We start from the raw sequence: 22,543 nt of genomic DNA, 5'->3' as shown, positions 1-22,543 counted from the left end.
CGGGACGGAGCGGGGGGCTGTCTGCCCCCCGTGCCCCCCGAGGATATTTCGGCCAAGATGAAAGGGTCAGTCGAGGCTGCGGGTGGGCCGGTCGAAGACCTTGCGGCCCATCAGGCTGGCCACCAGATCGACCATCAGCCGGGCGCTGCGGCCCTTTTCATCGAGGAAGGGGTTGAGTTCGACCAGATCGAGCGAGGTCACGAGACCGGATTCGTGCAACAGCTCCATCACCAGATGCGCCTCGCGGAAGGTGGCGCCGCCGGGAACGGTGGTGCCGACCGCCGGGGCGATGGCGGGGTCGAGGAAATCGACATCGAGCGAGACATGCAGCAGCCCGCCCGCCGCCGCGACGCGGGCCAGAAAGGCGCGGAGCGGGGCCGACACGCCCTGTTCGTCAAGCGCGCGCATATCCACCGGCTGAATGGCGTGGGCGTGCAGGGCGGCCTGTTCGGCAGGATCGACCGAGCGGATGCCAAAAAGGCAGATGTTTTCGGCCGGGATCGGCGCCGGGAAGGGCGGGAACGGAGCAAAGCCCGGCAGGCCCGCAGCATAGGCTACGGGGGTGCCGTGCAGATTGCCCGAGGTGGTGGTGGTCAGCGTGTGAAAGTCGGTATGTGCGTCGAGCCACAGCAGGAACAGCGGCCGACCGACCGCCGCAGCATGGGCCGCGACCCCCGCGACAGAGCCGAGCGACAGCGCGTGATCGCCGCCCAGAAAGATCGGCACGCCCTGGGGCATTGCGGTTTGTGCGGTCTGGGCGAGTGCCTCGGTCCAGGCCAGCGTTGCGCCCAGTTCGCGCACGGCGGGGTTGGTGCAGGTGGTGGCGGATACCGGGGGCGGGGTCACGTCGCCCCGGTCCTCGACCCGGTGGCCGAGGTCGGCCAGTGCTGCCGCAAGCCCAGCGACGCGGTAGGCCGCAGGCCCCATTACGCAGCCGGGGTCGCGCTGGCCGCAGGCCAGAGGCGCGCCGATCAGGATGCAGGTGCCGGTCATTCTGTCCTCTTTGCTTTTGCCACAGCCTAGCGTCTGCGGGGCAAAAATACAGGCGAGAAATGCCCGTTTGCGCGGGGTGCGTTGGGGAGGGGGCGCAGAGGTGGCTTGCATTTTGCCGGAAATGCTGGTATCGCAACGGGGCGACGTTACAGTTATCGACCCGCTGTTCCTTCATCGGTCAGTCTTTCGATTCTGCCCTGACTGAGCCGGGCCGCCGCAATGGTGCGGGTGGCATATTGAAGGAGATATCACGATGGCTACTGGCTCCGTGAAGTGGTTCAACTCGACCAAAGGCTACGGCTTCATCGCGCCGGATGGCGGCAAGAAAGACGTGTTCGTGCACATCTCGGCCGTTGAGCGCGCGGGCATCCGTGCCCTGAACGACGGTCAGAAAGTGACCTTCGACATCGAAACCAGCCGTGATGGTCGCGAATCGGCGACCAACCTCGCGCTGGCCTGAGTGACGGCTCACCGGGACTTGGAAACGGGGTGGGCCATGTGCCCGCCCCGTTTTCGTTTGGCGCGACAGCTCAGGGCGCGACCGCCAGCCCCTCGGTTGCCGCGGCAAGCCAGCGTTGCACCCGCGCTTCGTTGACCCCCATGTCGGAATAGCCAAAGCGCGCGCGCGACCAGATCGCCGCGGTGGCGCCGCCGGGGGCAGCATCGGTGCGGATCGAGATCATGTCGGGAAAGCCCCAGAGCGCCGAGCGCTGCACCAGCGTCACAAAGCCCTGATCGGCGCCGCCCGCCAGAATGCGGGTGCGCGGCTCGGCCAGCGCCGCCGCCACCAGCCGCTGCGCCAGAGTGACCGGATCGGTCGCCCAGACCGGGGCCACGGCATCGCCGCCCGTCCCGCCCACGGGACGCAGAAGGTAGTCGTTGGGGCTGTCGCGTTTGATCGCGATGGCGGGGTTCACATGCCACAGCGTCGCATCGAGCGGGGCCAGCCGCACCCAGGCCATGCCCGCGGCAATGGCCAGCACGACAAACAGCGCAAACAGGAATGTCTTGGTCATCATGGTCTGCGGCTCCATCCATAAAGGGCGATCAGTTCCATCGCGACATGGGCGCCGGCGATCGCCGTGGCGCCGGTGGTATCGTAGGGGGGCGAAACCTCGACGATATCGCCGCCCATCATGTTCACCCCGGCCAGCCCGCGCAAGAGGGCCGCAGCCTGCCAACTGGCCAAGCCGCCCCAGACCGGAGTGCCGGTGCCGGGGGCAAAGGCCGGGTCGAGGCAGTCGATGTCGAAGGTGATATAGCAGGGCCGGTCGCCCACCCCGGCGCGGATGCGTGCCACGGTTTCGGCCACACCCGCCTGATGCACGAAGGGCGCATCAAGGATCGTCACGCCCAAAGTGTCGGGGTTGTCAGTGCGGATGCCAACCGAGACGGTGGCGGCAGGATCGACCAGACCCTGCCGGATCGCCTTATACAGAAAGGTGCCGTGGTCGATGCGGGCCATGTCGTCATCGGCCCAGGTGTCGGAATGCGCGTCGAACTGGATCAGCGCCATTGGCCCGAATCTTTCCGCATAGGCGCGCAGGATCGGCAGGGTGATGAAATGATCGCCCCCCAGCGTCACGCTGCCGGCGCCTGCGGCCAGAATGGTGCGGATATGGGCTGTGACCGCGGCGGGAAAATCGCCAACCTTGGCGTAATCGAAGGCCAGGTCGCCGTAATCGACCACGTTCAGCGACAACATCGGGTCATAGCCCCAGCCGAAGGGCGCATCGAAGGCCTGAAGGGTGCTGGCCTCGCGGATCGCGCGGGGGCCGAAACGGGTGCCGGGGCGGTGCGTCACCGCCTGATCGAAGGGCACGCCGGTGACGGCGAGATCGACGCCGCTCAAATCTTTCGTATATTTTCGGCGCAGAAAACTGGTCGCCCCGCCGAAGGCATTTTCAAAGCTGAGGCCGCGCAGATCGCTGCGGGTGAAGGCCGTATCTACCTGTTTTTTCGCGTCTTCCAGAGCCATCTGTCCTGCTTTCCGGGGCGGCGGGGCGCCCCGTTTTACGCTGCCCGAAGCCGACCGTTCGGTCAAGTTTTTGCGGCTTCGCAAAGAGGTATCTGATCTAGATCAAATGCGATCACGGATTCTTGACCTAGAATTATTCCACATAACGCGGCTACGGAGGACCAAGCCATGAAACGCTATTTCGCATCCACACTGGCCATTGCGGTGGCGCTGGGTGCGCCGGCATTCGCTGATGATGCAGCCCTGCGCGAGGCGGCGCGGGACATCTTTGAAGCTATCCCGATGCAGCCGCCCGTGCCGGAAGGCAACATGCTGACCCGTGACCGGATTGATCTGGGCGCGATGCTGTTTTTTGATCCGCGGATGTCGAAATCGGGGCTGTTCTCGTGCCAGTCGTGCCACAACGTGGGCATCGGCGGGGTTGACGGGCTGGAAACCTCGGTCGGGCATGGCTGGCAGGCCGGGCCGCGCAACGCGCCGACCATGCTGAACGCCATCTTCAACATCGCCCAGTTCTGGGACGGTCGGGCCGATACGCTGGCCGATCAGGCCAAGGGGCCGGTGCAGGCGGGCGTCGAGATGAACAACACCCCCGAAAACGTGGAGGCCACGCTGGCCTCGATGCCGGGCTATGTGGAGGCGTTCAAGGCGGCCTTCCCGGGGGAAGCCGATCCGATCACCTTTGACAATTTCGCCACCGCCATCGAAGCTTTCGAGGCCACGCTGATCACGCCGAACTCGCGGTTTGACCAGTTCCTGATGGGGCAGGACGGCGCGATCAACGAGCAGGAAAAACGCGGTCTGGCGCTGTTCATGGATACCGGCTGCGCGTCGTGCCATTCGGGCATCAACCTGGGCGGGAACGGCTACTACCCGTTCGGCGTTGTCGAAAAACCGGGCGCGGAAATCCTGCCCGAGGGCGACAAGGGCCGCTTTACCGTGACCGAAACCGCGGGCGAGGAATATGTGTTCCGCGCTGCCCCGCTGCGCAACATTGCCATTACCGCGCCCTATTTCCACACCGGCAAGGTGTGGGATCTGACCGAGGCCGTGTCGATCATGGCAAACTCGCAATTGGGTGCCGAACTGACCGATGATCAGGTCAACGACATGGTGGCCTTCCTGACCACGCTGACCGGCGAGCAGCCGAAGGTCGAGCATCCGCTGCTGCCGGTGCGCACCTCGTCCACGCCGCGGCCGGCGCCGATGTAAGATTGCCCCGAACGGGCAACTGAGGGCGCGGGGAAACCCGCGCCCTTTTGTTTGGCGCGCGCGGCCTCTTGACCCGGGCCGGGCTTCGGGCCACATCGCGGCCATGCTGCCGCAGGACAAGCTTGATCAGATTACCCGGCGCTTCGAGTTTCTCGAAGCCAAGCTGTCGGCGGGCACGTCGGCGGCCGACATTGCCGTGCTGTCGCGCGAATATTCCGATCTCAAGCCGGTGGTGGCGCAGATCGCGGCCTGGCAGCAAGGGTTGGCTGATCTGGCCGAGGCCGAGGCGATGCGCGCCGACCCCGAGATGCGGGCGCTGGCCGAAGAAGAGGTGGCGCGGCTGAAGGACACGCTGCCCGCGCTGGAAGAGGCGCTGCGGATCGCGCTGTTGCCGCGCGATGCCGCCGATGCGCGCCCCGCCATCATGGAAATCCGCCCTGGCACCGGCGGCGAAGAGGCGGCGCTGTTCGCTGCCGATCTTTTGCGCATGTATCAGCGCCATGCAGAGACGATGGGCTGGCAGTTCCAGATTCTGGAATTGTCGGAAACGGAGCTGGGCGGCGTCAAGGAGGCGGTGGCGCGGATCGCGGGCGAGGGCGTCTTTGCCCGGCTGAAATACGAATCCGGCGTGCATCGGGTGCAGCGTGTGCCCGCGACCGAGGCGGGTGGGCGCATCCATACTTCGGCGGCCACCGTGGCGGTTCTGCCCGAGGCCGAGGAGGTCGATATCGACATCCCCGCCAGCGATATCCGCATCGACACGATGCGCGCCAGCGGGGCGGGCGGGCAGCATGTGAACACCACCGACTCGGCGGTGCGGATCACCCATATCCCCACCGGGATCGTGGTGACGAGTTCGGAAAAATCGCAGCACCAGAACCGCGCCAATGCGATGGCCGTGCTGCGCGCGCGTCTTTATGACATGGAGCGCGGTCGGGCCGATGCGGCGCGGGCGGCGGATCGCAAGGCGCAGGTGGGCAGTGGCGACCGCAGCGAACGCATCCGCACCTACAACTTTCCCCAAGGCCGGATGACAGATCACCGGATCAACCTGACGCTGTATGCGCTGGCGCAGATCATGGCGGGCGATCTGGGCGAGGTGATCGACGCGCTGGTGGCCCATGATCAGGCCGCGAAACTGGCGGAGATGGAGGCGTGACCGCCGATCAGGCGCTGCGAGCGGCCGTCGCGCGGTTGGGTGCTGCCGGGATCGAGAGTGCGGCGCGCGATGCGCGCAGGTTGTTGGCCCATGCCCTGGGGGTGGCGCCCGACCGGCTGACGCTGCATCTGGCCGATGCGCTGACCGCGCCGCAGGCGGCGGCGTTTGACGCAGCCCTGGCCGCGCGGGCCGCGCGCCAGCCGGTGAGCCAGATCGTCGGTGCCCGCGACTTCTGGGGCCGGGGCTTTCGTGTCACGCGCGACACGCTGGACCCGCGCCCCGAAACCGAGACGCTGGTGGCGGCCGCGCTGGAGGGGGCGTTCCTGCGGGTGCTGGATCTGGGCACCGGCACAGGCTGCATCCTGCTGTCGCTGCTGGCAGACCGGCCCATGGCCTCGGGGCTGGGGGTCGATCTTTCGCCCGCCGCGCTGGCGGTGGCGCGCGACAATGCCGTGGCGCTGGGGGTGGCGGCGCGCGCAGAGTTTGCGGTGTCGGACTGGTGGGGGGCGGTGGCGGGGCGGTTCGATCTGATCGTGTCGAACCCGCCCTATATCGCCGCCGATGAGATGGCGGGCCTTGCCCCCGAGGTGCGCGACTGGGAGCCACATCTGGCGCTGAGTCCCGGCGGCGACGGGCTGGATGCCTACCGCGCGCTGCTGGCGGGGGCCGGGGCGCATCTGGCGCCGGGGGGGCGGCTGATGGTCGAGATCGGCCCCACGCAAGGCCCGGCAGTCGCCGCCATGATGGCCGAGTCGGGGCTGGCGCGGGTGCTGGTGCGCCCCGATCTGGATGGCCGTGACCGCGTGGTGATCGGGCACGGCCCGGCCTGAGCGGGGCCAATCTGCGCCCTTTCGCCGCTGCATCCGGCCATTTTGCCCGCTTGGGGCCCGAGTGTCACGGTTTTGCGAAGATTCGGCTTGTCAGCGGTGGCAGGTCGTGGTTAGTCAGGCCCGTGACGGACGGAGCGCGCTTCGCCGCACGGGTCAGCTTTTCACTGCATGTCCTGCGTCCGACCATCGCCCCGGCGATCACGGGCGACCAGCGGGGCAGGCGAAGGCCAAAGCCCGCAGGGGCACAAACACACGAAAGCTCATGAGATCATCCAAATCCCGTTCGCGTTCGAAATCGAACCGGCAGCGCTCCATCGGTAATATCATCAACCGCGTCTTTGACAGCTCGGGCCCCGAGGGCAAGGTGCGTGGCACGCCGCAACAGATCATCGACAAATATCTGATGCTGGCGCGCGATGCGCAGCTGGGCAACGACCGCGTGGCCGAGCAGAACTTTCTGCAACACGCCGAGCATTACACCCGCATGTTGGGCGAGGCGCAGCGCGAAATGGCGCGCGAGCAGGAAATCCGCCAGCCGCATCAGGGCAATGGCAATGGCCATACCGGCGCCAATGGCAATGGGGGCGCGACCTACACGCCGCGCGACCGGGTCGAGGCGCGGATCGAAGAGGGCGAGCAGCCCGATCTGGCGCCGCTGATGCGCGGGGGCGAGGAGGACGGGCCGGGGCTGGTTGAAACGCCCGAGGCGCGTGTGCAGGAGCCTGCGCAGGAACGCGCAGAGCGGACCGAGCGGCGCAATGACCGTGGCCCGCGCCCGGAGCGCAAGCCGGGCGACCGCCGCCCCGATGCTCGGGCCGACAACCGGCCAGAACAGCGGCCAGAACAGCGGGCCGAGCGGCCGGTGCGAGAGCCTGCGCCTGTTGCGGCACCCGCGCCCGAGGCGCCCGCCGCGTCTGACAAGGCGGCGCCCGCAGACAAGCCTGCCGCTGCTGACAAGCCTGCCGCTGCTGACAAGCCCGCACGCGCCCCGCGGCCCCCGCGCGCGCCGCGCAAGCCGCGCCCCGATGCGGCCGAGGCCGGGACCGAGCCTGCGGCGGCTGCGCCCAAGGATGCACCGGACGCCGCCGAATAAGGCAAACCGAGATGAACAGCCGCCGCGCCCGAGGGTGCGGCGGTTTTCGTTTGCGTGTCAGCCCCGTTCCAGCTCGCGCGCCAGCGCACAGAACCGTTCCAGCGGGATTTCCTCGGCCCGCTGGGTGGGGGCGATGCCGGCGGCCTCCAGCCGGGCCTCGATGTCGGGGGCGATGCCTTTCAGCGCCGCGCGCAGCATCTTGCGGCGTTGGTTGAACCCCGCGGCCACCACGCGCGACAGGATGGCCGCATCGGCGGGATAGCGCGGCTGGGGCAGGGCCGTCAGATGCACCACGGCGGAATGGATCTTGGGCGCGGGGGTGAAGGCCTCGGGTGGCAGGGTCATCACGATCCTGGCCTCGCAGCGCCACTGCGCCAGCAGCGCAAGCCGCCCGTAGGCCTTGGAGCCGGGCTTGGCCACGATCCGTTCGGCCACCTCTTTCTGGAACATCAGGGTCAGGCTTTGCCAGACCGGGGGCCAGACCGGCGGTGTCAGCCAGCGGACCAGAAGCTCGGTTCCGACGTTGTAGGGCAGGTTCGCCACGATGCGGATCGGCGGCGTCAGATGCGCCAGCGGGTCGATGTCGAGCGCGTCTGCGTTGAGCACCTCCAGCCGGCCGGGATAGGCGGCGGCGATTTCGGCCAGTGCGGGCAGGCAGCGGGCATCTTTTTCCACCGCCAGCACATGGCGCGCGCCCTCGGCCAGCAGGCCACGGGTCAGCCCGCCGGGGCCGGGGCCGACCTCCAGCACGTCGCAGGCGGCCAGATCGCCCGCGGTGCGCGCGATCTTGGCGGTCAGGTTCAGGTCCAGCAGGAAATTCTGCCCCAGCTGCTTTTTCGCAACCAGCCCATGCGCTGCGATCACCGCGCGCAGGGGGGGCAGTCCGTCGATGGTGCTCATGGTGCCTCGCCCTCGTTTCCGGGCGCCCCCTTAGCACGGTTCGCCCGGCTCTGCGCGGCTGAAATGCGACGCGCAGGCAAGGAGAAGGGGATGAATTTTGCCTCGCACGCGCGGCGGGGATTGCCTATAACCGGGCGAGAGGAAGAGGAGCCCCCCATGTCCGCAGAACTGTCCCCTATCGACAAGGCCAAGTTTGCCGCCGCAAAGCGCGCGGTGCAATATGTAGAAGACGGCATGCGCGTAGGCTTGGGCACCGGCTCGACCGCGGCGTGGATGGTGCGCTGCCTGGGCGAAATGGTGCGCGAGGAGGGCTTGCAGATCAAGGGCGTGCCGACCTCGACCCGGACGGCAGATCTGGCGCGGCAGATGGGCATCGAGGTGGTGACGCTGGACGAGGCGAAATGGCTGGATGTGACCATCGACGGCGCCGATGAATTCGACGGCCAGTTGAACCTGATCAAGGGTGGCGGCGGCGCGCTGTTGCAGGAAAAGATCGTGGCGACCGCGTCGGACATGATGGTGGTCATCGCGGATGCGGCCAAGGAAGTGGCGCAACTGGGTGCCTTCCCGCTGCCGGTGGAGGTGGTGCCGTTCGGCTGGCAGACCACCCGCGCGCTGATCGAGGAAACGCTGGTCGGCATGGATGTGCTGGGCCGCACCACGACGTTGCGGCTGAACGGGCAAAAGCCGTTCCTGACCGATGAAAACAACTACATCGTCGATCTGCACCTCAACCGGATTGGCGATCCGCGGCAGTTGGCGCTGGTGCTGAACCAGATCCCCGGCGTGGTGGAAAACGGCCTGTTCATCGACATTTGCGATGTGGTGGTGATCGGGCAGGGCGATGGTCGGGTCGAGGTGCGCGACATCAACGAGGGCACCATAGCCCACGATCAGGTCGATTTTGGCGACAGCGCCAATATTTTCACCGATCTGGACTGACCAATGCCCTTTGACGTTGATCTGTTCGTCATCGGTGGCGGCTCGGGCGGGGTTCGGGCGGCGCGGATTGCGGCGGGCGAGCATGGGGCGCGGGTGGCGCTGGCCGAGGAATACCGGCTGGGTGGCACCTGTGTGATCCGCGGCTGTGTGCCGAAAAAGCTGATGGTCTTTGCCTCGGGCTTTCCGGCGGCGTTCGAGGATGCGCGCGCCTATGGCTGGCAGGTGGCGGCGGGCAGGTTCGACTGGGGCGCGTTTCGCGCGCGGCTGGATGCCGAGCTGGACCGGCTGGAAGCGGCCTATCGCGGGGGGCTGGTGGCTGCGGGTGTGACCGTTTACCCCGAACGCGCGGTGCTGGAGGATGCGCATACGGTGCGGCTGGCCGGTGGCGGGCGAGTGCGGGCGCGGCACATTCTGGTGGCGACCGGCGGGCGGCCCTTTGTGCCGGAGTTTCCGGGCGCAGGCCATGTCCTGACATCGAACGACCTGTTCCGGCTGGAGGCGCTGCCCGAAACCGTGCTGATCGTGGGCGGCGGTTTCATTGCGTGCGAGTTTGCCTGCATCCTGAACGGGTTGGGCGTTAAGGTGACGCAGTATTATCGCGGTGCGCAGGTGCTGCGCGGGTTCGATGACGAGGCCCGCGGCCATGTCGCCGAGTTGATGCGCGAGGGCGGGGTCGAGATTCATGTGGGCTGCGATGTGGCCCGGATCGACCGCGACGGGGCCGGCTTTCGGGTGACTGCAACCGATGGCAGCGCGCGGATTTTCAGTGCGGTGGTCTATGCCACGGGCCGGGTTCCCAACACCGCCTCGCTGGGGCTGGAGGCGGCGGGGGTGCGGCTGGGACGGCGCGGCGAGGTGGTGGTGGATGGCTGGAGCCAGTCTTCGGTGCCCTCGGTCTATGCGGTGGGCGATGTGACCGACCGGGTGAACCTGACGCCGGTGGCGATCCGCGAGGGGCATGCCTTTGCCGATACGGTCTTTGGTGCGACCCCACGGCAGGCCGATCACGATCTGGTGGCGGCGGCGGTCTTTACCCAGCCCTGCGAGTTGGGGGCGGTGGGGCTGACCGAAGAGGCCGCGCGTGAGGTCGGGCCGATCGAGGTGTATGCCAGCAGCTTCAAGCCGATGCGCCAGGGCTTTGCCGGGCGCGGCTGGCGGGTGCTGATGAAACTGATCGTCTGCGCGCAGACGCGCCGCGTGCTGGGCTGTCATATCGTGGCGCCCGAAGCGGGCGAGATGATCCAGCTTGCGGCGGTGGCGATCCGGATGGGTGCCACCAAAGAGGATTTTGACCGCACCTGCGCGGTGCATCCGACGATGGCCGAAGAACTGGTGACATTGCGAAAACCGGTGCGGGCGGGTTGATTTTTTCGCCTCCGCGCCCAAGTCGCTAGATAACAAAGCAACTGGAAAGTGAGAAACGGATGAGCAACGGAGGTCCCTGGGGCAGTGGCGGCGGCGGCGATGACGACGACCGCGATCCCAACGGCCGTCGCGGTGGGCGCAGGCCCGGCGAGGGCGCGCCGATCCCCGAGATCGAGGAGATCATGAAGAAGGGCACCGAACAACTGCGCGTTCTGATGGGCGGGCGCGGTGGCGGTGGCGGCAAGACCGGGCGCGGCGGCCAGATGCCGGGCGCGCCGCGGCTGACGCGCGGCACGCTGGGGCTGGCGGCGCTGGCGGCGCTGGGGGTTTGGGCGTTCGCCTCGTTCTACACCGTGCGGCCCGAGGAGCGTTCGGTCGAGTTGCTGTTCGGCGAATATCAAAGCACCGGGAACCCTGGTCTGAACTTTGCCCCCTGGCCTGCGGTGCGGGCCGAGATCGTGCAGGTCACCGGCGAACGCACGACCGACGTGGGCACCGGTCGCGCCGGGCTGCTGGACAGCGGGCTGATGTTGACGCGCGACCAGAACATCGTGGATATCGAGTTTCAGGTGGTCTGGAACATCGACGATCCGGCGAAATTCCTGTTCAACCTTGCCGATCCGGCCGACACGATCCGTGCTGTTGCCGAAAGCGCGATGCGCGACATCATCGCGCGCAGCGAACTGGCGCCGATCCTCAACCGGGATCGTGGCGCGATTGCCGCCGATCTGCGGGCCGCAGTGCAGGGCACGCTGGACAGCTACAATGCCGGGCTGAACGTGATCCGGATCAACTTTGACCGCGCCGACCCGCCGCGCGAGGTGATCGACAGCTTCCGCGAAGTGCAGGCCGCGCAGCAAGAACGCGACCGGCTGGAGAAAGAGGCCGACGCCTATGCCAACCGGGTTCTGGCGGGTGCGCGCGGGGAAGCCGCGCGGCTGGTCGAAGAGGCCGAAGCCTACCGGGCGCAGGTGGTCAACGACGCCCAGGGCGAGGCGAGCCGTTTTGTCTCGGTCTACGACGAATATGTGAAGGCGCCTGATGTGACCCGTCGGCGCATGTATCTGGAAACGATGGAAAAGGTGCTGGGTGGCATCGACAAGGTGATCCTTGATGGTGTGTCGGGCGAGGGCGGTGTGGTGCCCTACCTGCCGCTGGATCGGCTGCAACGCCCTGCCACCACCGAAGGAGGCTCCAACTGATGGCCCGGTCGCAATACATTTTGCCTGTGGTGGTGGTTCTGGCGGGGCTGGCGCTGTCGTCGGTATTCATCGTGGACGAACGCGAGAAGGCGCTGGTGCTGCAATTCGGTCAGGTGAAGGCGGTGAAGGAAGACCCCGGTCTGGCGTTCAAGGTGCCGCTGATCCAGGAGGTTGTGCGCTATGACGACCGCATCCTGAGCCTGCCGACCCAGCCGCTGGAAGTGACCCCGCTGGATGACCGCCGTCTGGTCGTCGATGCCTTTGCGCGTTGGCGGATCACCAATGTGATCGAGTTCCGCGAGGCTGTGGGGTCGGAAGGGGTGCGGGCGGCGCAGGTGCGGTTGGACCGTATCATCAACGCCGCGATCCGCGAGGTGATGGGGGCTGTGCCGTCCACCACGGTGCTGTCAGATGACCGGACCGCGCTGATGAACCGCATCCGCGATCTGGCGCGGCGCGAGGCGGCGGCGCTGGGCGTCGAGGTGATCGACGTGCGGCTGACGCGCACCGACCTGCCCGAGCAGAACCTTGCCGCCACCTTTGCCCGGATGCGGGCCGAGCGCGAACGCGAGGCCGCCGACGAGATCGCCCGTGGTGGCGAGGCGGCGCAGCGGGTGCGGGCGAGTGCGGACCGGACGGTCGTCGAGCTGACCTCGGAGGCGCGCAAGCAGGCCGAGATCGCCCGCGGTGAGGCGGATGCCCAACGCAACGCGATCTATGCCGAAGCCTTCGGCCGCGACCCGGAGTTTTTTGCCTTCACCCGGTCGCTGACCTCGTATGAGCGCGCGCTGAAATCGGGCAATTCGTCGATTGTGATGCAGCCCGACAGCGACTTTTTCGACTATCTGCGGTCTGACAAGGCCGAATGATGGCGATGGTCCTGTTGGGGATCGGTCTGGTTCTGGTGGTGGAGGGGCTGGTGCTTGCACTGGCCCCTTCGCGCATCGAGGAGGCGCTGGACCTGCTGCGCGCGATGCGCCCCGAACAGCGGCGGACCGCCGGTCTGGTGGCGCTTGCGCTGGGGGTGGGCATCGTCTGGCTTGCGCAACGCCTTGCGGGCTGAGACAGTGGCGCCGATCACATCGGTTTGACGCGGCGCGAGGGGGCTTTCATTTGCTGTGGCGCTGCTTAGGTGTATGCCAGCAATACTCCCCGTCGGGGCAGAGCAGTTCGGAGGGTGAAACGATGACGGCACAGACAATTCCGCAGGCTTTGGGCGGCCGGGGCGCGGTTCGTGGGCTGGCCCGGTTTGCCGGGGCGGCGATGCTGGGGCTTGCGCTGGCGACAGGTCCGACGGCGCCCGCATTCGCGCGCGGGGTGCCGGAAAGTTTTGCCGATCTGACCGAACAGGTCAGCCCGGCGGTGGTGAATATCACCACCTCGACCACGGTTGCGGCGCCAGTGCGGCCCGGACCGATCTTTCCCGAAGGTTCGCCGTTTGAGGATTTGTTCCGCGATTTCGGGATGCCGGGCGGGCCGGGCGAAACAGCGCCGCAGCGGTCGAATGCGCTTGGGTCGGGGTTTGTTATTTCCGAGGACGGTTTCATCGTCACCAATAACCATGTGATTGAAGGCGCCGACGAGATCGAGGTGGAATTCTTTTCGGGCAATACGCTGCCAGCCAAGGTGGTGGGCACCGACCCGAAAACCGATATTGCGGTACTGAAGGTAGAAAGCACCAAGCCGCTTGCCTTTGTGAAATTCGGTAATTCGGATGTGATCCGGGTGGGTGACTGGGTGATGGCGATGGGCAACCCGCTGGGGCAGGGCTTTTCGGTGTCGGCGGGCATCGTTTCGGCGCGCAACCGCGAATTGTCGGGCACCTATGACGATTTCCTTCAGACCGACGCGGCGATCAATCGGGGCAACTCGGGCGGGCCGTTGTTCAACATGAACGGCGAGGTTGTGGGGGTGAACACCGCGATCCTGTCGCCCAATGGCGGGTCGATCGGGATCGGGTTCTCGATGGCGTCGAATGTGGTGCAGAAGGTTGTGACCCAACTGAGGGAATTCGGCGAGACGCGGCGCGGCTGGCTGGGAGTCAAGATTCAGGACATCAGCCCCGATATGGCCGAAGCGATGGGGCTGAAATCCACCGTGGGCGCGCTGGTGACCGATGTTCCGGCGGGGCCTGCGGCCGATGCGGGGATGCTGGCGGGCGATGTGATCACCGCCTTTGACGGGGGCGAGGTCAAGAACACCCGCGATCTGGTGCGCCGCGTGGCCGATGCGCCGGTGGGGCAGGCGGTGCGGGTGACGGTGACGCGCGGCGACAAGAGCCAGACGCTGCTGGTCACGCTGGGACGGCGCGAACTGGCCGAGGCCGAGCCGGTGCAGACCGGCATGAGCACCCCGCAGCCGACAGAGCGCGAGATGCTGGGCATGACGATTGTGCCGGTGTCGCCCGATCAGGCGGTGGAACTGGGGTTGGCAGAGACCACGCAGGGGCTGCTGATCCGTTCGGTTTCGGCCGATAGCGAGGCGGCGAAGAAGGGCCTGCGCGCGGGTGATGTGATCACCGAGGCGGGGCAGCAACCGGTTGCCTCGCTGGCCGAGTTGGACGCGCGGGTGGCCGAGGCGAAAGCGGCAGGGCGCAAGTCTTTGTTGTTGTTGATCCGGCGCGGTGGCGAGCCGCGCTTTGTGGCGCTGCCGGTGTTTTGAACGGTCGGGACGGGATTTGGTCGAGAGGGCGCCTTCGGGCGCCCTTTTCGGTCTGGGCAACGGGGGCTGGCAAATTCCCGGCGCTTGGCCTAAGTCTTTGGCCGCAGAGGGGCGGAGCCCCGACAGGAGGGATGAAGAGCGATGGCGAAGATCACCTATGTGGAACACAACGGCACCGAGCATGTCGTGGATGTGCGCCCCGGCCTGACCGTGATGGAAGGCGCGCGCGACAACGGCATTCCGGGGATCGACGCCGATTGCGGCGGCGCCTGCGCCTGTTCCACCTGCCATGTCTATGTGGCGCCCGAATGGGTGGACAAGCTGCCGAAGAAGCAGGCGATGGAAGAGGATATGCTCGACTTTGCCTATCTGCCCGACCCGAAACGCTCGCGCTTGACCTGTCAGATCAAGGTTACCGAGGCGCTGGATGGTCTGGTGGTGAACATTCCCGAAAAGCAGATCTGACAAGACCCCACAGGCCGCCCCGTCGCCTTTGACGGCGCGGCGGTCGCAAGGGGGCAGGCGGCGCGCGCGCCGGGGCGCAGTGTTGCGCGCAAGGATAACACGAGCGATGGGGGACGGGCAGAAATGACGGCCTATGTTTTGACAGTGACCTGCCGGTCGCAGCGGGGGGTTGTTGCGGCGATATCGGCCAATCTGGCGGCGCAGGGCTGCAATATCACCGACAGTGCCCAGTTCGACGACCCGCAGAGCGGAACTTTTTTCACCCGGATCACCTTTTTGTCCGAAACCGGGATGAGCGGCGACGATCTGCGTGCGGGCTTTGCCCCGGTGGCGGCTGAATTCGGCATGGTCTGGGCACTGCATGACGCGGGGCGGCGAATGAAGGTGCTGCTCATGGTGTCGAACTTCGGGCATTGCCTGAACGATCTTCTGTATCGCTGGCGCATTGGGGCGCTGCCGATCGAGATTGTGGGGGTCGTGTCGAACCATCTGACCTATCAGAAGCTGGTGGTGAACCACGATATCCCGTTTTACCACGTCAAGGTCAGCAAGGAGACCAAGGTCGAGGCCGAGGCGCGGCTGATGACGGTGGTCGAGGAAACCGGGGCCGAACTGGTGGTTCTAGCGCGCTACATGCAGGTTCTGTCAGATGCGGTCTGTCAGAAGATGTCGGGGCGGATCATCAATATTCATCATTCCTTCCTGCCCAGTTTCAAGGGCGCGAACCCTTACAAGCAGGCCTATGAGCGAGGGGTGAAGCTGATCGGGGCGACGGCGCATTATGTGACCGCCGATCTGGACGAAGGCCCGATCATCGAACAGGACACCGTGCGCGTGACCCATGCGCAAAGCCCGGAGGATTATGTCAGCCTGGGCCGCGATGTTGAGGCGCAGGTTCTGGCTCGCGCTATTCATGCCCATATTCACCACCGGGTGTTTCTGAACCGGGCCAAGACGGTGGTCTTTCCGGCAAGCCCCGGCTCTTACGCCTCGGAGCGGATGGGCTGACCGGGGAATAGGTATGAGCCGGAGAAGCGGGGGGCGCTGCCCCCAGCGCCCCCCGGGATATTTTTACCAAGATGAAACTTGCAACCATAGATTTAATGCTTGACTTTGCGAACGGCTTATAGTAGAAATCTGACATGCTAGGAGAAGTGGGCAAGCGGCACGGGGAAACCCGGAGCCGCTTTTTCGTTTTGCTCGTGCGGATCGGCATGAGAGGCGGGTGCAGCAGCAGATGACAATGACTTTCTCGGAGGAGGAAGCGGCTCCGGATCTGATCTCGGAGACGGAGGAGATTTTTCGCGAGACGGCCGGCGAACTGGCGGCGGCCTTGCGAGAGGTTCGGCAGGGCAAGACCGGAGAGGTCAAGACCGCCGTGCAGGCGGTGAAGGATCTTCGCGCCGCCTTGCAGATGGTGATGGATGAAAGGACCAGGGTTGAAAAACTCCGCAAACAGGTTGCCGGGGTCGTGCGGGATCATGCGCTCGACCTCGATGCGGCGCGAGACGAGATCGGGCGCCGCCTGGCTTGCCTCCGCGAGGCCGGAGGAGGTGGATGAGTTTCTGACGGGGCTGAGCGCGGAGGCGCTGCTGGCACTGCCGTGGTTGTTCGAATTCTGGGCGCTGCCGCACCAATTGCCGCCCGAGGGGGCCTGGAGATCCTGGGTCATCATGGGCGGGCGCGGGGCGGGCAAGACGCGGGCCGGGGCGGAATGGGTGCGCGCGCAGGTGGAAGGCGCGCGCCCCGCCGACCCCGGCCGGGCGCGGCGGGTGGCGCTGGTGGGGGAAACCGTCGATCAGGTGCGCGAAGTGATGGTGTTTGGCGACAGCGGGATACTGGCATGTTCGCCGCCTGATCGTCGGCCCGACTGGGAGGCGGGGCGCAAGCGGCTGGTCTGGTCCAATGGCGCCACCGCGCAGGTGTTTTCGGCGCATGAGCCCGAAAGCCTGCGGGGGCCACAATTCGATGCGGCCTGGGCGGATGAGCTGGCCAAGTGGAAGCGCGCCGAGGAGGCCTGGGACATGCTGCAATTCGCGCTGCGGCTGGGGGACCACCCGCAGCAGGTGGTGACCACGACCCCGCGCAATGTGGGGGTGCTGAAGGCGATTTTGCGCAACCCCTCCACCGTGCTGACCCATGCGCCGACCGAGGCGAACCGGGCCTATCTGGCGGCCTCGTTTCTGGATGAGGTGCGGGCGCGCTATGCGGGCACCCGGATCGGGCGGCAGGAACTGGATGGCATCTTGCTGGAAGAGGTCGAGGGGGCGCTTTGGACAACAGCAGGATTGGAGGCCGTGCGGATCGAGGCCGCGCCCGATCTGGACCGGATCGTGGTAGCGGTCGATCCGGTGGTCAGTTCCGGTGCGGCGGCGGATGAATGCGGTATCGTCGTAGTGGGGGCGGTCACGCGGGGGCCGGTGCAGGACTGGCGCGCTTATGTGCTGGAGGATGCGACCGTGAAGGGGGCCTCGCCCGCGGAATGGGCGCGGGCAGCGCTGGCCGCTATGCAGCGGCATGGGGCCGAGCGGCTGGTGGCCGAGGTCAACCAGGGCGGCGATCTGGTGGAAAGCGTGATCCGGCAGATTGATCCCTTGGTGCCGTTCCGCGCGCTGCGCGCGGGCCGGGGCAAGGGGCTGCGGGCCGAGCCGGTTGCGGCGCTTTACGAACAGGGGCGCGTGAGCCACTTGCGGGGCTTGGGCGCGCTGGAAGATCAGATGTGCCGGATGACGGCGCAGGGCTATCGCGGACGCGGCAGCCCCGACCGGCTGGATGCGCTGGTCTGGGCGCTGCACGAACTGATCGTGGAGCCTGCCGCGCATTACCAGCGCCCGCAGGTGCGGGTACTTTGACCGGGGAAGTCTCCGGCGGCGATAGTCAAGCCAAGATGAAGGGGCCTTCCCGTTGTTGAAATATCCCGCGGGGGTGCGGGGGCGCGAAGCCCCCGTTGCGGCAGAGGGATCGCGCGCGAGGGCCGGACGATTGTCGCGGCCCTTTTCGTTTCGCCGGGCCCGGTTGGGTCGGCCTGCAAGGAGATGGACATGGTGATGCAATTCTTTCGCCGGGACGGCGGAGAACGAGCTGCGCCCCAGCGCAAGGCCTCGGCCACGGGGCGGGTGGTGGCATTGGCGGCGGGCACCGGCCGGGTGGTCTGGTCGCCGCGCGATGTGGGCAGCCTGACGCGGACCGGGTTTACCGGAAACCCGGTCGGGTTTCGCTGTGTCAAGCTGATTGCCGAGGCGGCGGCAGCGCTGCCGCTGGTGTGCCAGGATGCCGCGCGGCGCTATGAGCTGCATCCGCTGCTGGAGTTGATGCGCAGGCCCAATGCCGGGCAGGGGCGGGCCGAGCTTTTCGAGGCATTGTATGGCCAGATGCTGCTGTCGGGTAACGGCTATCTGGAGGCGGTGGCTGAGGAGCCGGGGTTGCCGCGCGAGTTGCATGTGCTGCGTGCCGACCGGATCAGCATCGTGCCAGGGGCGGATGGCTGGCCGGTGGCCTATGACTATACCGTAGGCGGGCGCAAGCATCGGTTCGACATGACCGGGCACCCCGACCCGATTTGCCATATCAAGGCATTCCATCCGCAGGATGACCATTACGGGCTGAGCCCGATGCAGGCGGCGGCCACGGCGATTGACGTGCACAACAGTGCCAGCGCTTGGTCGAAGGGGCTGTTGGACAATGCTGCCCGGCCCTCGGGGGCGATTGTCTACAAGGGCACCGACGGGCAAGGGATGCTGGCTCCCGAGCAGTATGATCGGCTGGTGTTCGAGATGGAGATGCACCATCAGGGCGCGCGCAATGCGGGGCGGCCGATGTTGCTGGAGGGTGGGCTGGACTGGAAGCCGATGGGGTTTTCGCCCTCGGACATGGAGTTTCACGCCACCAAGGAGGCGGCGGCGCGCGAGATTGCGGTGGCCTTTGGTGTGCCGCCGATGCTTTTGGGCATACCGGGTGATGCGACCTATGCCAATTATCAGGAGGCGCATCGGGCGTTTTACCGACTGACAGTGTTGCCGCTGGCTACCCGAGTGACGGCGGCGGTTGCCTATTGGTTATCGACCCATATGGGGCAGATCGTCGAGTTGCGGCCCGATCTGGACCAGATCCCGGCGCTGGCGGGTGAGCGTGATCAGCAATGGAAACGGGTGGGCGAGGCGGCATTTCTGACCGCCGCGGAAAAGCGTGCGCTGCTGGGATTGCCGCCCCTGGTGGAGGGCTGAGGCGATGGAGGCAGGCGGATCGCGCTATCTCAAGGCGCCGTTCGAGGTGCATGAGCAGCGGTTCGAGGCGACCGAGCGGATCATGGCCTTGCAGTTTTCGCAGGTGGAGAAGCGTCTGGAGCGGATCGAGGCGATGATCGGCGGGTTGGAACGGCGGCTGTGGATGACGGTTTACGGGGTGGTGGCCGTGATTCTGACGCAGGCGGTGCAGGGCATTCTGGAATATGCCCCGAGATGAGGAAAAGCGCATGATGACAGATTATTACGGGCTGGAGCTAAAGTTCTGCACGCCGGGCGGCGATCTGGCGGTGACCGAGGGATCAGAAATTGCGGGCTATGCGAGCCTGTTCGGGTTGGCCGATCAGGGCGGCGATGTGGTGCAGCCGGGCGCCTATGGCGCGGGGCTGGCGCGGCTGGTGGCCAAGGGGGGGCGGGTCAAGATGCTGTGGCAGCACGACCCGGCCCAGCCGATCGGCGTGTGGGATGAAATCCGCGAAGATGAGCGGGGGCTGTGGGTCAAGGGGCGACTTTTGCCTGAGATCGCGAGGGCGCGCGAGGCGGCGGCGCTGATTTCGGCGGGGGCGATCGACGGGCTGTCGATCGGTTATCGCACCGTTGCGGCGGAAAAGGATGGCCAAGGGCGCCGCCTTTTGACGGAACTGGAGCTTTGGGAGGTGTCGGTGGTGACCTTCCCGATGCTGCCGCAGGCGCGGGTCGGCGCGAAGGGCGAGGTGCCTGGAGCCGACGATCTGCGCGATCTGGCCGCGGCATTTGCCGATGCGGCCCGGATGCTGGCGGACCGTTAGGCCACCGACACGACTGAAGCAAGAGGAGAGCGAAGATGACCGAGACCAAGTCCCGGATCGGGGCAGGCATGTCTGAGGGCCAAGGCGTCGGGGTGAAGGCTGCCCTGGCTGATTTCCTGAATGAGGTCAAAGGCTTTCAGGACGAAATCAAGATGAAGCTTCAACAGCAGGAAGAGCGAGTGACCATGATCCACGCAAAATCCCATATCGCAGGCCGCCCCGCGCTTTCGGCCGCCGTCGAGACCGCCGCGCCGCATCAGAAGGCCTTTGCGGCCTATCTGCGCTCGGGCGATGATGACGGGCTGCGGGGCCTGATGCTGGAGGGCAAGGCCCTGAACACGCAGGTGGCCGGTGAGGGTGGCTATCTGGTCGATCCGCGCACTTCGGAGACGATCCGCGGGGTGCTGAAGGCCACCGCCTCGATCCGCCAGATCGCCAATGTGGTGAATGTCGAGGCGACCTCGTTCGATGTGCTGGTGGACCATTCCGAGCTTGGCTCTGGCTGGGCGTCGGAAACCGCGGCGCTGACCGAAACCGTGACGCCGCAGATCGACCGGATCAGCATTCCGCTGCACGAACTGGCCGCGATGCCGAAGGCGAGCCAGCGGCTGCTGGATGACAGCGCCTTTGATATCGAGGACTGGCTGGCCAACCGCATTGCCGACCGTTTTGCACGCGCCGAGGCGGGGGCCTTTGTCATCGGCGACGGGATCGACAAGCCCACCGGCTTTCTGACCCATCCGAAAGTGGCCGAGGCGGCGTGGAGTTGGGGCAAGCTGGGCTATGTGGCGACCGGCAATGACGGTGATTTCGCCACGTTGAATTCGTCGGATGCGATTGTCGATCTGGTCTATGCGCTGGATGCCGAATACCGCGCCAATGCGACCTTCGTGATGAATTCCAAAACCGCGGGCGCGGTGCGCAAGATGAAGGATGCCGATGGCCGGTTTCTGTGGTCGGACGGGCTGGCGGCAGGCGAGCCGGCGCGGCTGATGGGGTATCCGGTGCTGATTGCAGAGGATATGCCCGACATCGCCGCTGGCACCTATGCGATTGCCTTTGGTGATTTCAAATACGGCTACACCATTGCCGAGCGCCCCGATCTGCGGGTGCTGCGCGATCCGTTCTCGGCCAAGCCGCATGTGCTGTTCTACGCCTCGAAGCGCGTGGGCGGCGATGTCAGCGACTTTGCTGCGATCAAGCTGCTGAAATTCGCCGTCGCCTGAGGCGGTGAACGGGGCCGGGAAACCGGCCCCAGCGCTCCGGGCGCGGGTCGGCCTTGCCGTCGTCTAGCTGCTCCCTCCGTCCGAGCGGCGGCGGGGGGCCCGCGTCCGGAACCAATCGGGGCGTTTTCGGAGAGATCGGATGAGATTGATCGAACAGGAGCCGGTGCCCGCAGGGGCGCTGCCGGTGGTGGCATTTCGCGATCATCTGCGGCTGGGCAGCGGCTTTGCCGATGTGGCGGCCGAGGATGCAGCGCTGGAGGCCTATTTGCGGGCCGCGCTGGCGGCGATCGAGGGGCGGACGGCAAAGGCGCTGCTGGCGCGGCGTTTTCTGCTGGAGCTGGAGTGTTGGCGTGGCACCGGGGCGCAGCCGCTGCCAGTGGCGCCGGTGGTATCGGTCGAGGCGATGCGGTTGCTGGATCGGGCGGGCGGGCTGAGTGTGGTTGACCCTGCGCGCTACCGGCTGATCCGTGATCTGGGGCGGCCGCGGATCGCGGGGGTCGGGGGCGTGCTGCCCCCGATCCCCTTGGGGGGCGCGGTGGAGATCGTTTTTACCGCGGGCTTTGGGCCGGGGTGGGCAGAACTGCCCGCCGATCTGGCGCAGGCGGTGTTCTTGCTGGCCGCGCAATATTATGAAAGCCGCCATGAGGGCGGTGGCGGGCAGGCGATGCCCTTTGGTGTGCTTGCGCTGATCGAGCGCTGGCGCACGGTGCGTGTGCTGGGGGGCCAGGGATGAGCGCGCCGCGTCTGAACCGGCGGCTGGTGCTGGAGGAGGCGCGGCGCGTCCCCGATGGCGCGGGCGGGCATGTGCTGGACTGGGTCGGTCTGGGTGAGGTCTGGGCCGAGGTGCGGGCTGGTGCGGGGCGCGAGCGGGCGGGCGAGTTGCTGACGCTGGCCCTGGTGGCGTGGCGGATCACGCTGCGGGCGGCACCCGAGGGCAGCCCGCGCCGCCCGCGGCCCGAGCAACGGCTGCGTGAGGGGGGGCGGGTGTTCCGCATTCTGGCGGTGGCCGAGGCAGACCCCGGCGCGCGCTATCTGACCTGCTTTGCGCAAGAGGAGGTGGTGGCATGAGCTATGCAGCAGGCGCCGCGTTGCAAGCGGCGGTTTATGCGCGGTTGCGGGATGATCCGGCGGTGACGGCGCTGGTGGGCGAGGCGGTGTTTGACGCGGCCCCGCCCGGCCCGGTGGCGGGCACTTATGTCAGCCTTGGCCCCGAGGATGTACGCGATGCCTCGGATGCGACGGGGGCCGGGGCCGAGCATGATTTTACAGTGTCGGTGGTGACCGATGCTGCCGGATTTCAGACCGCCAAGGCGGTGGCTGCGGCGGTGTCGGAGGCGCTGACGGGGGCATCAGCGAGGGGGGCGGGCCTGACGCTGAGCCGCGGGCATCTGGTCGGGCTGTGGTTCCTGCGCGCGCGCGCCCGGCGGGTGGAAACCGGCGCCCTGCGCCGGATCGACCTGACATTTCGCGCCCGGATCGAAACCTGAG

General features: G+C 66.8%; 26 protein-coding genes. 22 read left to right on the top strand and 4 right to left on the bottom strand.

The genetic code is table 11. The features are described from left to right. Nucleotides 1-66: 66 nt before the first annotated feature. Nucleotides 67-993, bottom strand: a complete 927-nt coding sequence (gene rocF / locus C5F46_RS00710; RefSeq protein WP_107323435.1) for an arginase — start codon at nt 991-993, stop codon at nt 67-69. Nucleotides 994-1,246: 253 nt separating this feature from the next. On the opposite strand from rocF, the gene C5F46_RS00705 reads away from it, so the two are divergent. Further along, nucleotides 1,247-1,453, top strand: coding sequence for a cold-shock protein (locus tag C5F46_RS00705; RefSeq protein ID WP_107323434.1), 207 nt, complete (start codon nt 1,247-1,249; stop codon nt 1,451-1,453). A 70-nt stretch (nt 1,454-1,523) separates the two neighbouring features. Here the strand turns inward: C5F46_RS00705 and C5F46_RS00700 are convergent, their stop codons facing one another. Beyond that, complete coding sequence (locus C5F46_RS00700) at nt 1,524-2,009, bottom strand: DUF1499 domain-containing protein (protein WP_168796782.1); 486 nt, start codon at nt 2,007-2,009, stop codon at nt 1,524-1,526. Further along, entirely contained in the window at nt 2,009-2,971 is a 963-nt protein-coding gene (gene speB, locus C5F46_RS00695) for an agmatinase (RefSeq protein ID WP_107323432.1), read from the bottom strand. Before speB ends, C5F46_RS00700 begins: the two co-directional genes overlap by 1 nt. Nucleotides 2,972-3,139: 168 nt before the next feature. Here speB and C5F46_RS00690 point away from each other — a divergent pair, with 168 nt between their 5' ends. From C5F46_RS00690 to C5F46_RS00675, 4 genes are all read left to right on the top strand, one after another. Next, nucleotides 3,140-4,183, top strand: coding sequence for a cytochrome-c peroxidase (locus tag C5F46_RS00690; RefSeq protein WP_107323431.1), 1,044 nt, complete (start codon nt 3,140-3,142; stop codon nt 4,181-4,183). A 103-nt stretch (nt 4,184-4,286) separates the two neighbouring features. Continuing rightward, complete coding sequence (gene prfA / locus C5F46_RS00685) at nt 4,287-5,342, top strand: peptide chain release factor 1 (protein WP_107323430.1); 1,056 nt, start codon at nt 4,287-4,289, stop codon at nt 5,340-5,342. Beyond that, entirely contained in the window at nt 5,339-6,172 is an 834-nt protein-coding gene (gene prmC, locus C5F46_RS00680; RefSeq protein ID WP_107323429.1) for a peptide chain release factor N(5)-glutamine methyltransferase, read from the top strand. Before prfA ends, prmC begins: the two co-directional genes overlap by 4 nt. Nucleotides 6,173-6,434: 262 nt before the next feature. Continuing rightward, a complete protein-coding gene (locus C5F46_RS00675; RefSeq protein ID WP_107323428.1) occupies nt 6,435-7,265 on the top strand; it encodes a DUF4167 domain-containing protein in 831 nt (276 codons plus the stop codon). 57 nt (nt 7,266-7,322) lie between these two features. Here C5F46_RS00675 and rsmA read toward each other — a convergent pair whose 3' ends face one another. Beyond that, complete coding sequence (gene rsmA, locus C5F46_RS00670; RefSeq protein ID WP_107323427.1) at nt 7,323-8,165, bottom strand: 16S rRNA (adenine(1518)-N(6)/adenine(1519)-N(6))-dimethyltransferase RsmA; 843 nt, start codon at nt 8,163-8,165, stop codon at nt 7,323-7,325. 156 nt (nt 8,166-8,321) lie between these two features. On the opposite strand from rsmA, the gene rpiA reads away from it, so the two are divergent. The 17 genes from rpiA (at nt 8,322) to C5F46_RS00585 (ending at nt 22,542) form a co-directional block, all read left to right on the top strand. Beyond that, a complete protein-coding gene (gene rpiA, locus C5F46_RS00665; protein ID WP_107323426.1) occupies nt 8,322-9,107 on the top strand; it encodes a ribose-5-phosphate isomerase RpiA in 786 nt (261 codons plus the stop codon). 3 nt (nt 9,108-9,110) lie between these two features. Next, a complete protein-coding gene (gorA, locus tag C5F46_RS00660) occupies nt 9,111-10,472 on the top strand; it encodes a glutathione-disulfide reductase (protein WP_107323425.1) in 1,362 nt (453 codons plus the stop codon). A gap of 59 nt (nt 10,473-10,531) precedes the next feature. Beyond that, nucleotides 10,532-11,674 (top strand): FtsH protease activity modulator HflK, encoded by a 1,143-nt coding sequence (hflK, locus tag C5F46_RS00655; RefSeq protein WP_107323424.1) that lies wholly within the window; start codon nt 10,532-10,534, stop codon nt 11,672-11,674. Then, complete coding sequence (gene hflC / locus C5F46_RS00650) at nt 11,674-12,543, top strand: protease modulator HflC (protein ID WP_107323423.1); 870 nt, start codon at nt 11,674-11,676, stop codon at nt 12,541-12,543. Before hflK ends, hflC begins: the two co-directional genes overlap by 1 nt. After that, entirely contained in the window at nt 12,543-12,737 is a 195-nt protein-coding gene (locus C5F46_RS00645; RefSeq protein WP_107323486.1) for a DUF2065 family protein, read from the top strand. Before hflC ends, C5F46_RS00645 begins: the two co-directional genes overlap by 1 nt. Nucleotides 12,738-12,859: 122 nt before the next feature. Next, the gene (locus tag C5F46_RS00640) at nt 12,860-14,335 is read left to right on the top strand and encodes a DegQ family serine endoprotease (protein WP_107323422.1); all 1,476 of its coding nucleotides are present in this window, start codon (nt 12,860-12,862) and stop codon (nt 14,333-14,335) included. A gap of 141 nt (nt 14,336-14,476) precedes the next feature. Next, nucleotides 14,477-14,800 (top strand): 2Fe-2S iron-sulfur cluster-binding protein, encoded by a 324-nt coding sequence (locus C5F46_RS00635; protein ID WP_107323421.1) that lies wholly within the window; start codon nt 14,477-14,479, stop codon nt 14,798-14,800. A 123-nt stretch (nt 14,801-14,923) separates the two neighbouring features. Continuing rightward, the gene (purU, locus tag C5F46_RS00630; RefSeq protein WP_107323420.1) at nt 14,924-15,808 is read left to right on the top strand and encodes a formyltetrahydrofolate deformylase; all 885 of its coding nucleotides are present in this window, start codon (nt 14,924-14,926) and stop codon (nt 15,806-15,808) included. Nucleotides 15,809-16,025: 217 nt separating this feature from the next. Then, entirely contained in the window at nt 16,026-16,361 is a 336-nt protein-coding gene (locus tag C5F46_RS00625; RefSeq protein WP_235820035.1) for a hypothetical protein, read from the top strand. Then, nucleotides 16,297-17,652, top strand: a complete 1,356-nt coding sequence (locus tag C5F46_RS00620; protein WP_235820040.1) for a DNA-packaging protein — start codon at nt 16,297-16,299, stop codon at nt 17,650-17,652. Before C5F46_RS00625 ends, C5F46_RS00620 begins: the two co-directional genes overlap by 65 nt. 189 nt (nt 17,653-17,841) lie before the next feature. Further along, entirely contained in the window at nt 17,842-19,023 is a 1,182-nt protein-coding gene (locus tag C5F46_RS00615; RefSeq protein WP_107323484.1) for a phage portal protein, read from the top strand. Nucleotides 19,024-19,027: 4 nt separating this feature from the next. Next, nucleotides 19,028-19,261 carry a GTA head formation protein, RCAP_rcc01685 family gene (locus C5F46_RS00610; protein WP_107323418.1) on the top strand — a complete coding sequence of 78 codons (234 nt, stop codon included), beginning with the start codon at nt 19,028-19,030 and terminating at the stop codon, nt 19,259-19,261. Between the two features lie 10 nt (nt 19,262-19,271). Further along, a complete protein-coding gene (locus C5F46_RS00605; RefSeq protein ID WP_235820034.1) occupies nt 19,272-19,829 on the top strand; it encodes an HK97 family phage prohead protease in 558 nt (185 codons plus the stop codon). 35 nt (nt 19,830-19,864) lie between these two features. Then, nucleotides 19,865-21,055, top strand: coding sequence for a phage major capsid protein (locus C5F46_RS00600; protein WP_107323416.1), 1,191 nt, complete (start codon nt 19,865-19,867; stop codon nt 21,053-21,055). A 139-nt stretch (nt 21,056-21,194) separates the two neighbouring features. Next, nucleotides 21,195-21,788, top strand: coding sequence for a head-tail connector protein (locus C5F46_RS00595; RefSeq protein WP_107323415.1), 594 nt, complete (start codon nt 21,195-21,197; stop codon nt 21,786-21,788). Beyond that, nucleotides 21,785-22,123: a head-tail adaptor protein gene (locus C5F46_RS00590; RefSeq protein WP_107323414.1), complete on the top strand. Its 339-nt coding sequence runs from the start codon at nt 21,785-21,787 to the stop codon at nt 22,121-22,123. The genes C5F46_RS00595 and C5F46_RS00590 overlap by 4 nt, the downstream gene beginning before the upstream one ends. Continuing rightward, complete coding sequence (locus C5F46_RS00585; protein ID WP_107323413.1) at nt 22,120-22,542, top strand: DUF3168 domain-containing protein; 423 nt, start codon at nt 22,120-22,122, stop codon at nt 22,540-22,542. The genes C5F46_RS00590 and C5F46_RS00585 overlap by 4 nt, the downstream gene beginning before the upstream one ends. Nucleotide 22,543 lies beyond the last annotated feature (1 nt).

Source organism: Phaeovulum veldkampii DSM 11550 (genome assembly GCF_003034995.1).
In the GTDB taxonomy this organism is placed as follows: Bacteria; Pseudomonadota; Alphaproteobacteria; order Rhodobacterales; family Rhodobacteraceae; genus Phaeovulum; species Phaeovulum veldkampii.
Note: the sequence above shows the minus strand (reverse complement) of the source record. Positions and strands in the feature narration are given on the sequence as shown.

Excerpts from the sequence above, each read along its gene's own strand:
- C5F46_RS00645 (WP_107323486.1), top strand. The coding sequence starts at position 12,543 with ATGGCGATGGTCCTGTTGGGGATCGGTCTGGTTCTGGTGGTGGAGGGG.
- C5F46_RS00585 (WP_107323413.1), top strand. The coding sequence starts at position 22,120 with ATGAGCTATGCAGCAGGCGCCGCGTTGCAAGCGGCGGTTTATGCGCGG.
- C5F46_RS00590 (WP_107323414.1), top strand. The coding sequence starts at position 21,785 with ATGAGCGCGCCGCGTCTGAACCGGCGGCTGGTGCTGGAGGAGGCGCGG.
- prfA (WP_107323430.1), top strand. The coding sequence starts at position 4,287 with ATGCTGCCGCAGGACAAGCTTGATCAGATTACCCGGCGCTTCGAGTTT.
- C5F46_RS00605 (WP_235820034.1), top strand. The coding sequence starts at position 19,272 with ATGATGACAGATTATTACGGGCTGGAGCTAAAGTTCTGCACGCCGGGC.
- purU (WP_107323420.1), top strand. The coding sequence starts at position 14,924 with ATGACGGCCTATGTTTTGACAGTGACCTGCCGGTCGCAGCGGGGGGTT.
- gorA (WP_107323425.1), top strand. The coding sequence starts at position 9,111 with ATGCCCTTTGACGTTGATCTGTTCGTCATCGGTGGCGGCTCGGGCGGG.
- C5F46_RS00700 (WP_168796782.1), bottom strand. The coding sequence starts at position 2,009 with ATGACCAAGACATTCCTGTTTGCGCTGTTTGTCGTGCTGGCCATTGCC.
- C5F46_RS00690 (WP_107323431.1), top strand. The coding sequence starts at position 3,140 with ATGAAACGCTATTTCGCATCCACACTGGCCATTGCGGTGGCGCTGGGT.
- C5F46_RS00595 (WP_107323415.1), top strand. The coding sequence starts at position 21,195 with ATGAGATTGATCGAACAGGAGCCGGTGCCCGCAGGGGCGCTGCCGGTG.
- rsmA (WP_107323427.1), bottom strand. The coding sequence starts at position 8,165 with ATGAGCACCATCGACGGACTGCCCCCCCTGCGCGCGGTGATCGCAGCG.
- hflC (WP_107323423.1), top strand. The coding sequence starts at position 11,674 with ATGGCCCGGTCGCAATACATTTTGCCTGTGGTGGTGGTTCTGGCGGGG.
- C5F46_RS00675 (WP_107323428.1), top strand. The coding sequence starts at position 6,435 with ATGAGATCATCCAAATCCCGTTCGCGTTCGAAATCGAACCGGCAGCGC.
- C5F46_RS00610 (WP_107323418.1), top strand. The coding sequence starts at position 19,028 with ATGGAGGCAGGCGGATCGCGCTATCTCAAGGCGCCGTTCGAGGTGCAT.
- C5F46_RS00640 (WP_107323422.1), top strand. The coding sequence starts at position 12,860 with ATGACGGCACAGACAATTCCGCAGGCTTTGGGCGGCCGGGGCGCGGTT.
- speB (WP_107323432.1), bottom strand. The coding sequence starts at position 2,971 with ATGGCTCTGGAAGACGCGAAAAAACAGGTAGATACGGCCTTCACCCGC.
- C5F46_RS00635 (WP_107323421.1), top strand. The coding sequence starts at position 14,477 with ATGGCGAAGATCACCTATGTGGAACACAACGGCACCGAGCATGTCGTG.
- hflK (WP_107323424.1), top strand. The coding sequence starts at position 10,532 with ATGAGCAACGGAGGTCCCTGGGGCAGTGGCGGCGGCGGCGATGACGAC.
- rpiA (WP_107323426.1), top strand. The coding sequence starts at position 8,322 with ATGTCCGCAGAACTGTCCCCTATCGACAAGGCCAAGTTTGCCGCCGCA.
- C5F46_RS00615 (WP_107323484.1), top strand. The coding sequence starts at position 17,842 with ATGGTGATGCAATTCTTTCGCCGGGACGGCGGAGAACGAGCTGCGCCC.
- C5F46_RS00600 (WP_107323416.1), top strand. The coding sequence starts at position 19,865 with ATGACCGAGACCAAGTCCCGGATCGGGGCAGGCATGTCTGAGGGCCAA.
- rocF (WP_107323435.1), bottom strand. The coding sequence starts at position 993 with ATGACCGGCACCTGCATCCTGATCGGCGCGCCTCTGGCCTGCGGCCAG.
- C5F46_RS00620 (WP_235820040.1), top strand. The coding sequence starts at position 16,297 with ATGCGGCGCGAGACGAGATCGGGCGCCGCCTGGCTTGCCTCCGCGAGG.
- C5F46_RS00705 (WP_107323434.1), top strand. The coding sequence starts at position 1,247 with ATGGCTACTGGCTCCGTGAAGTGGTTCAACTCGACCAAAGGCTACGGC.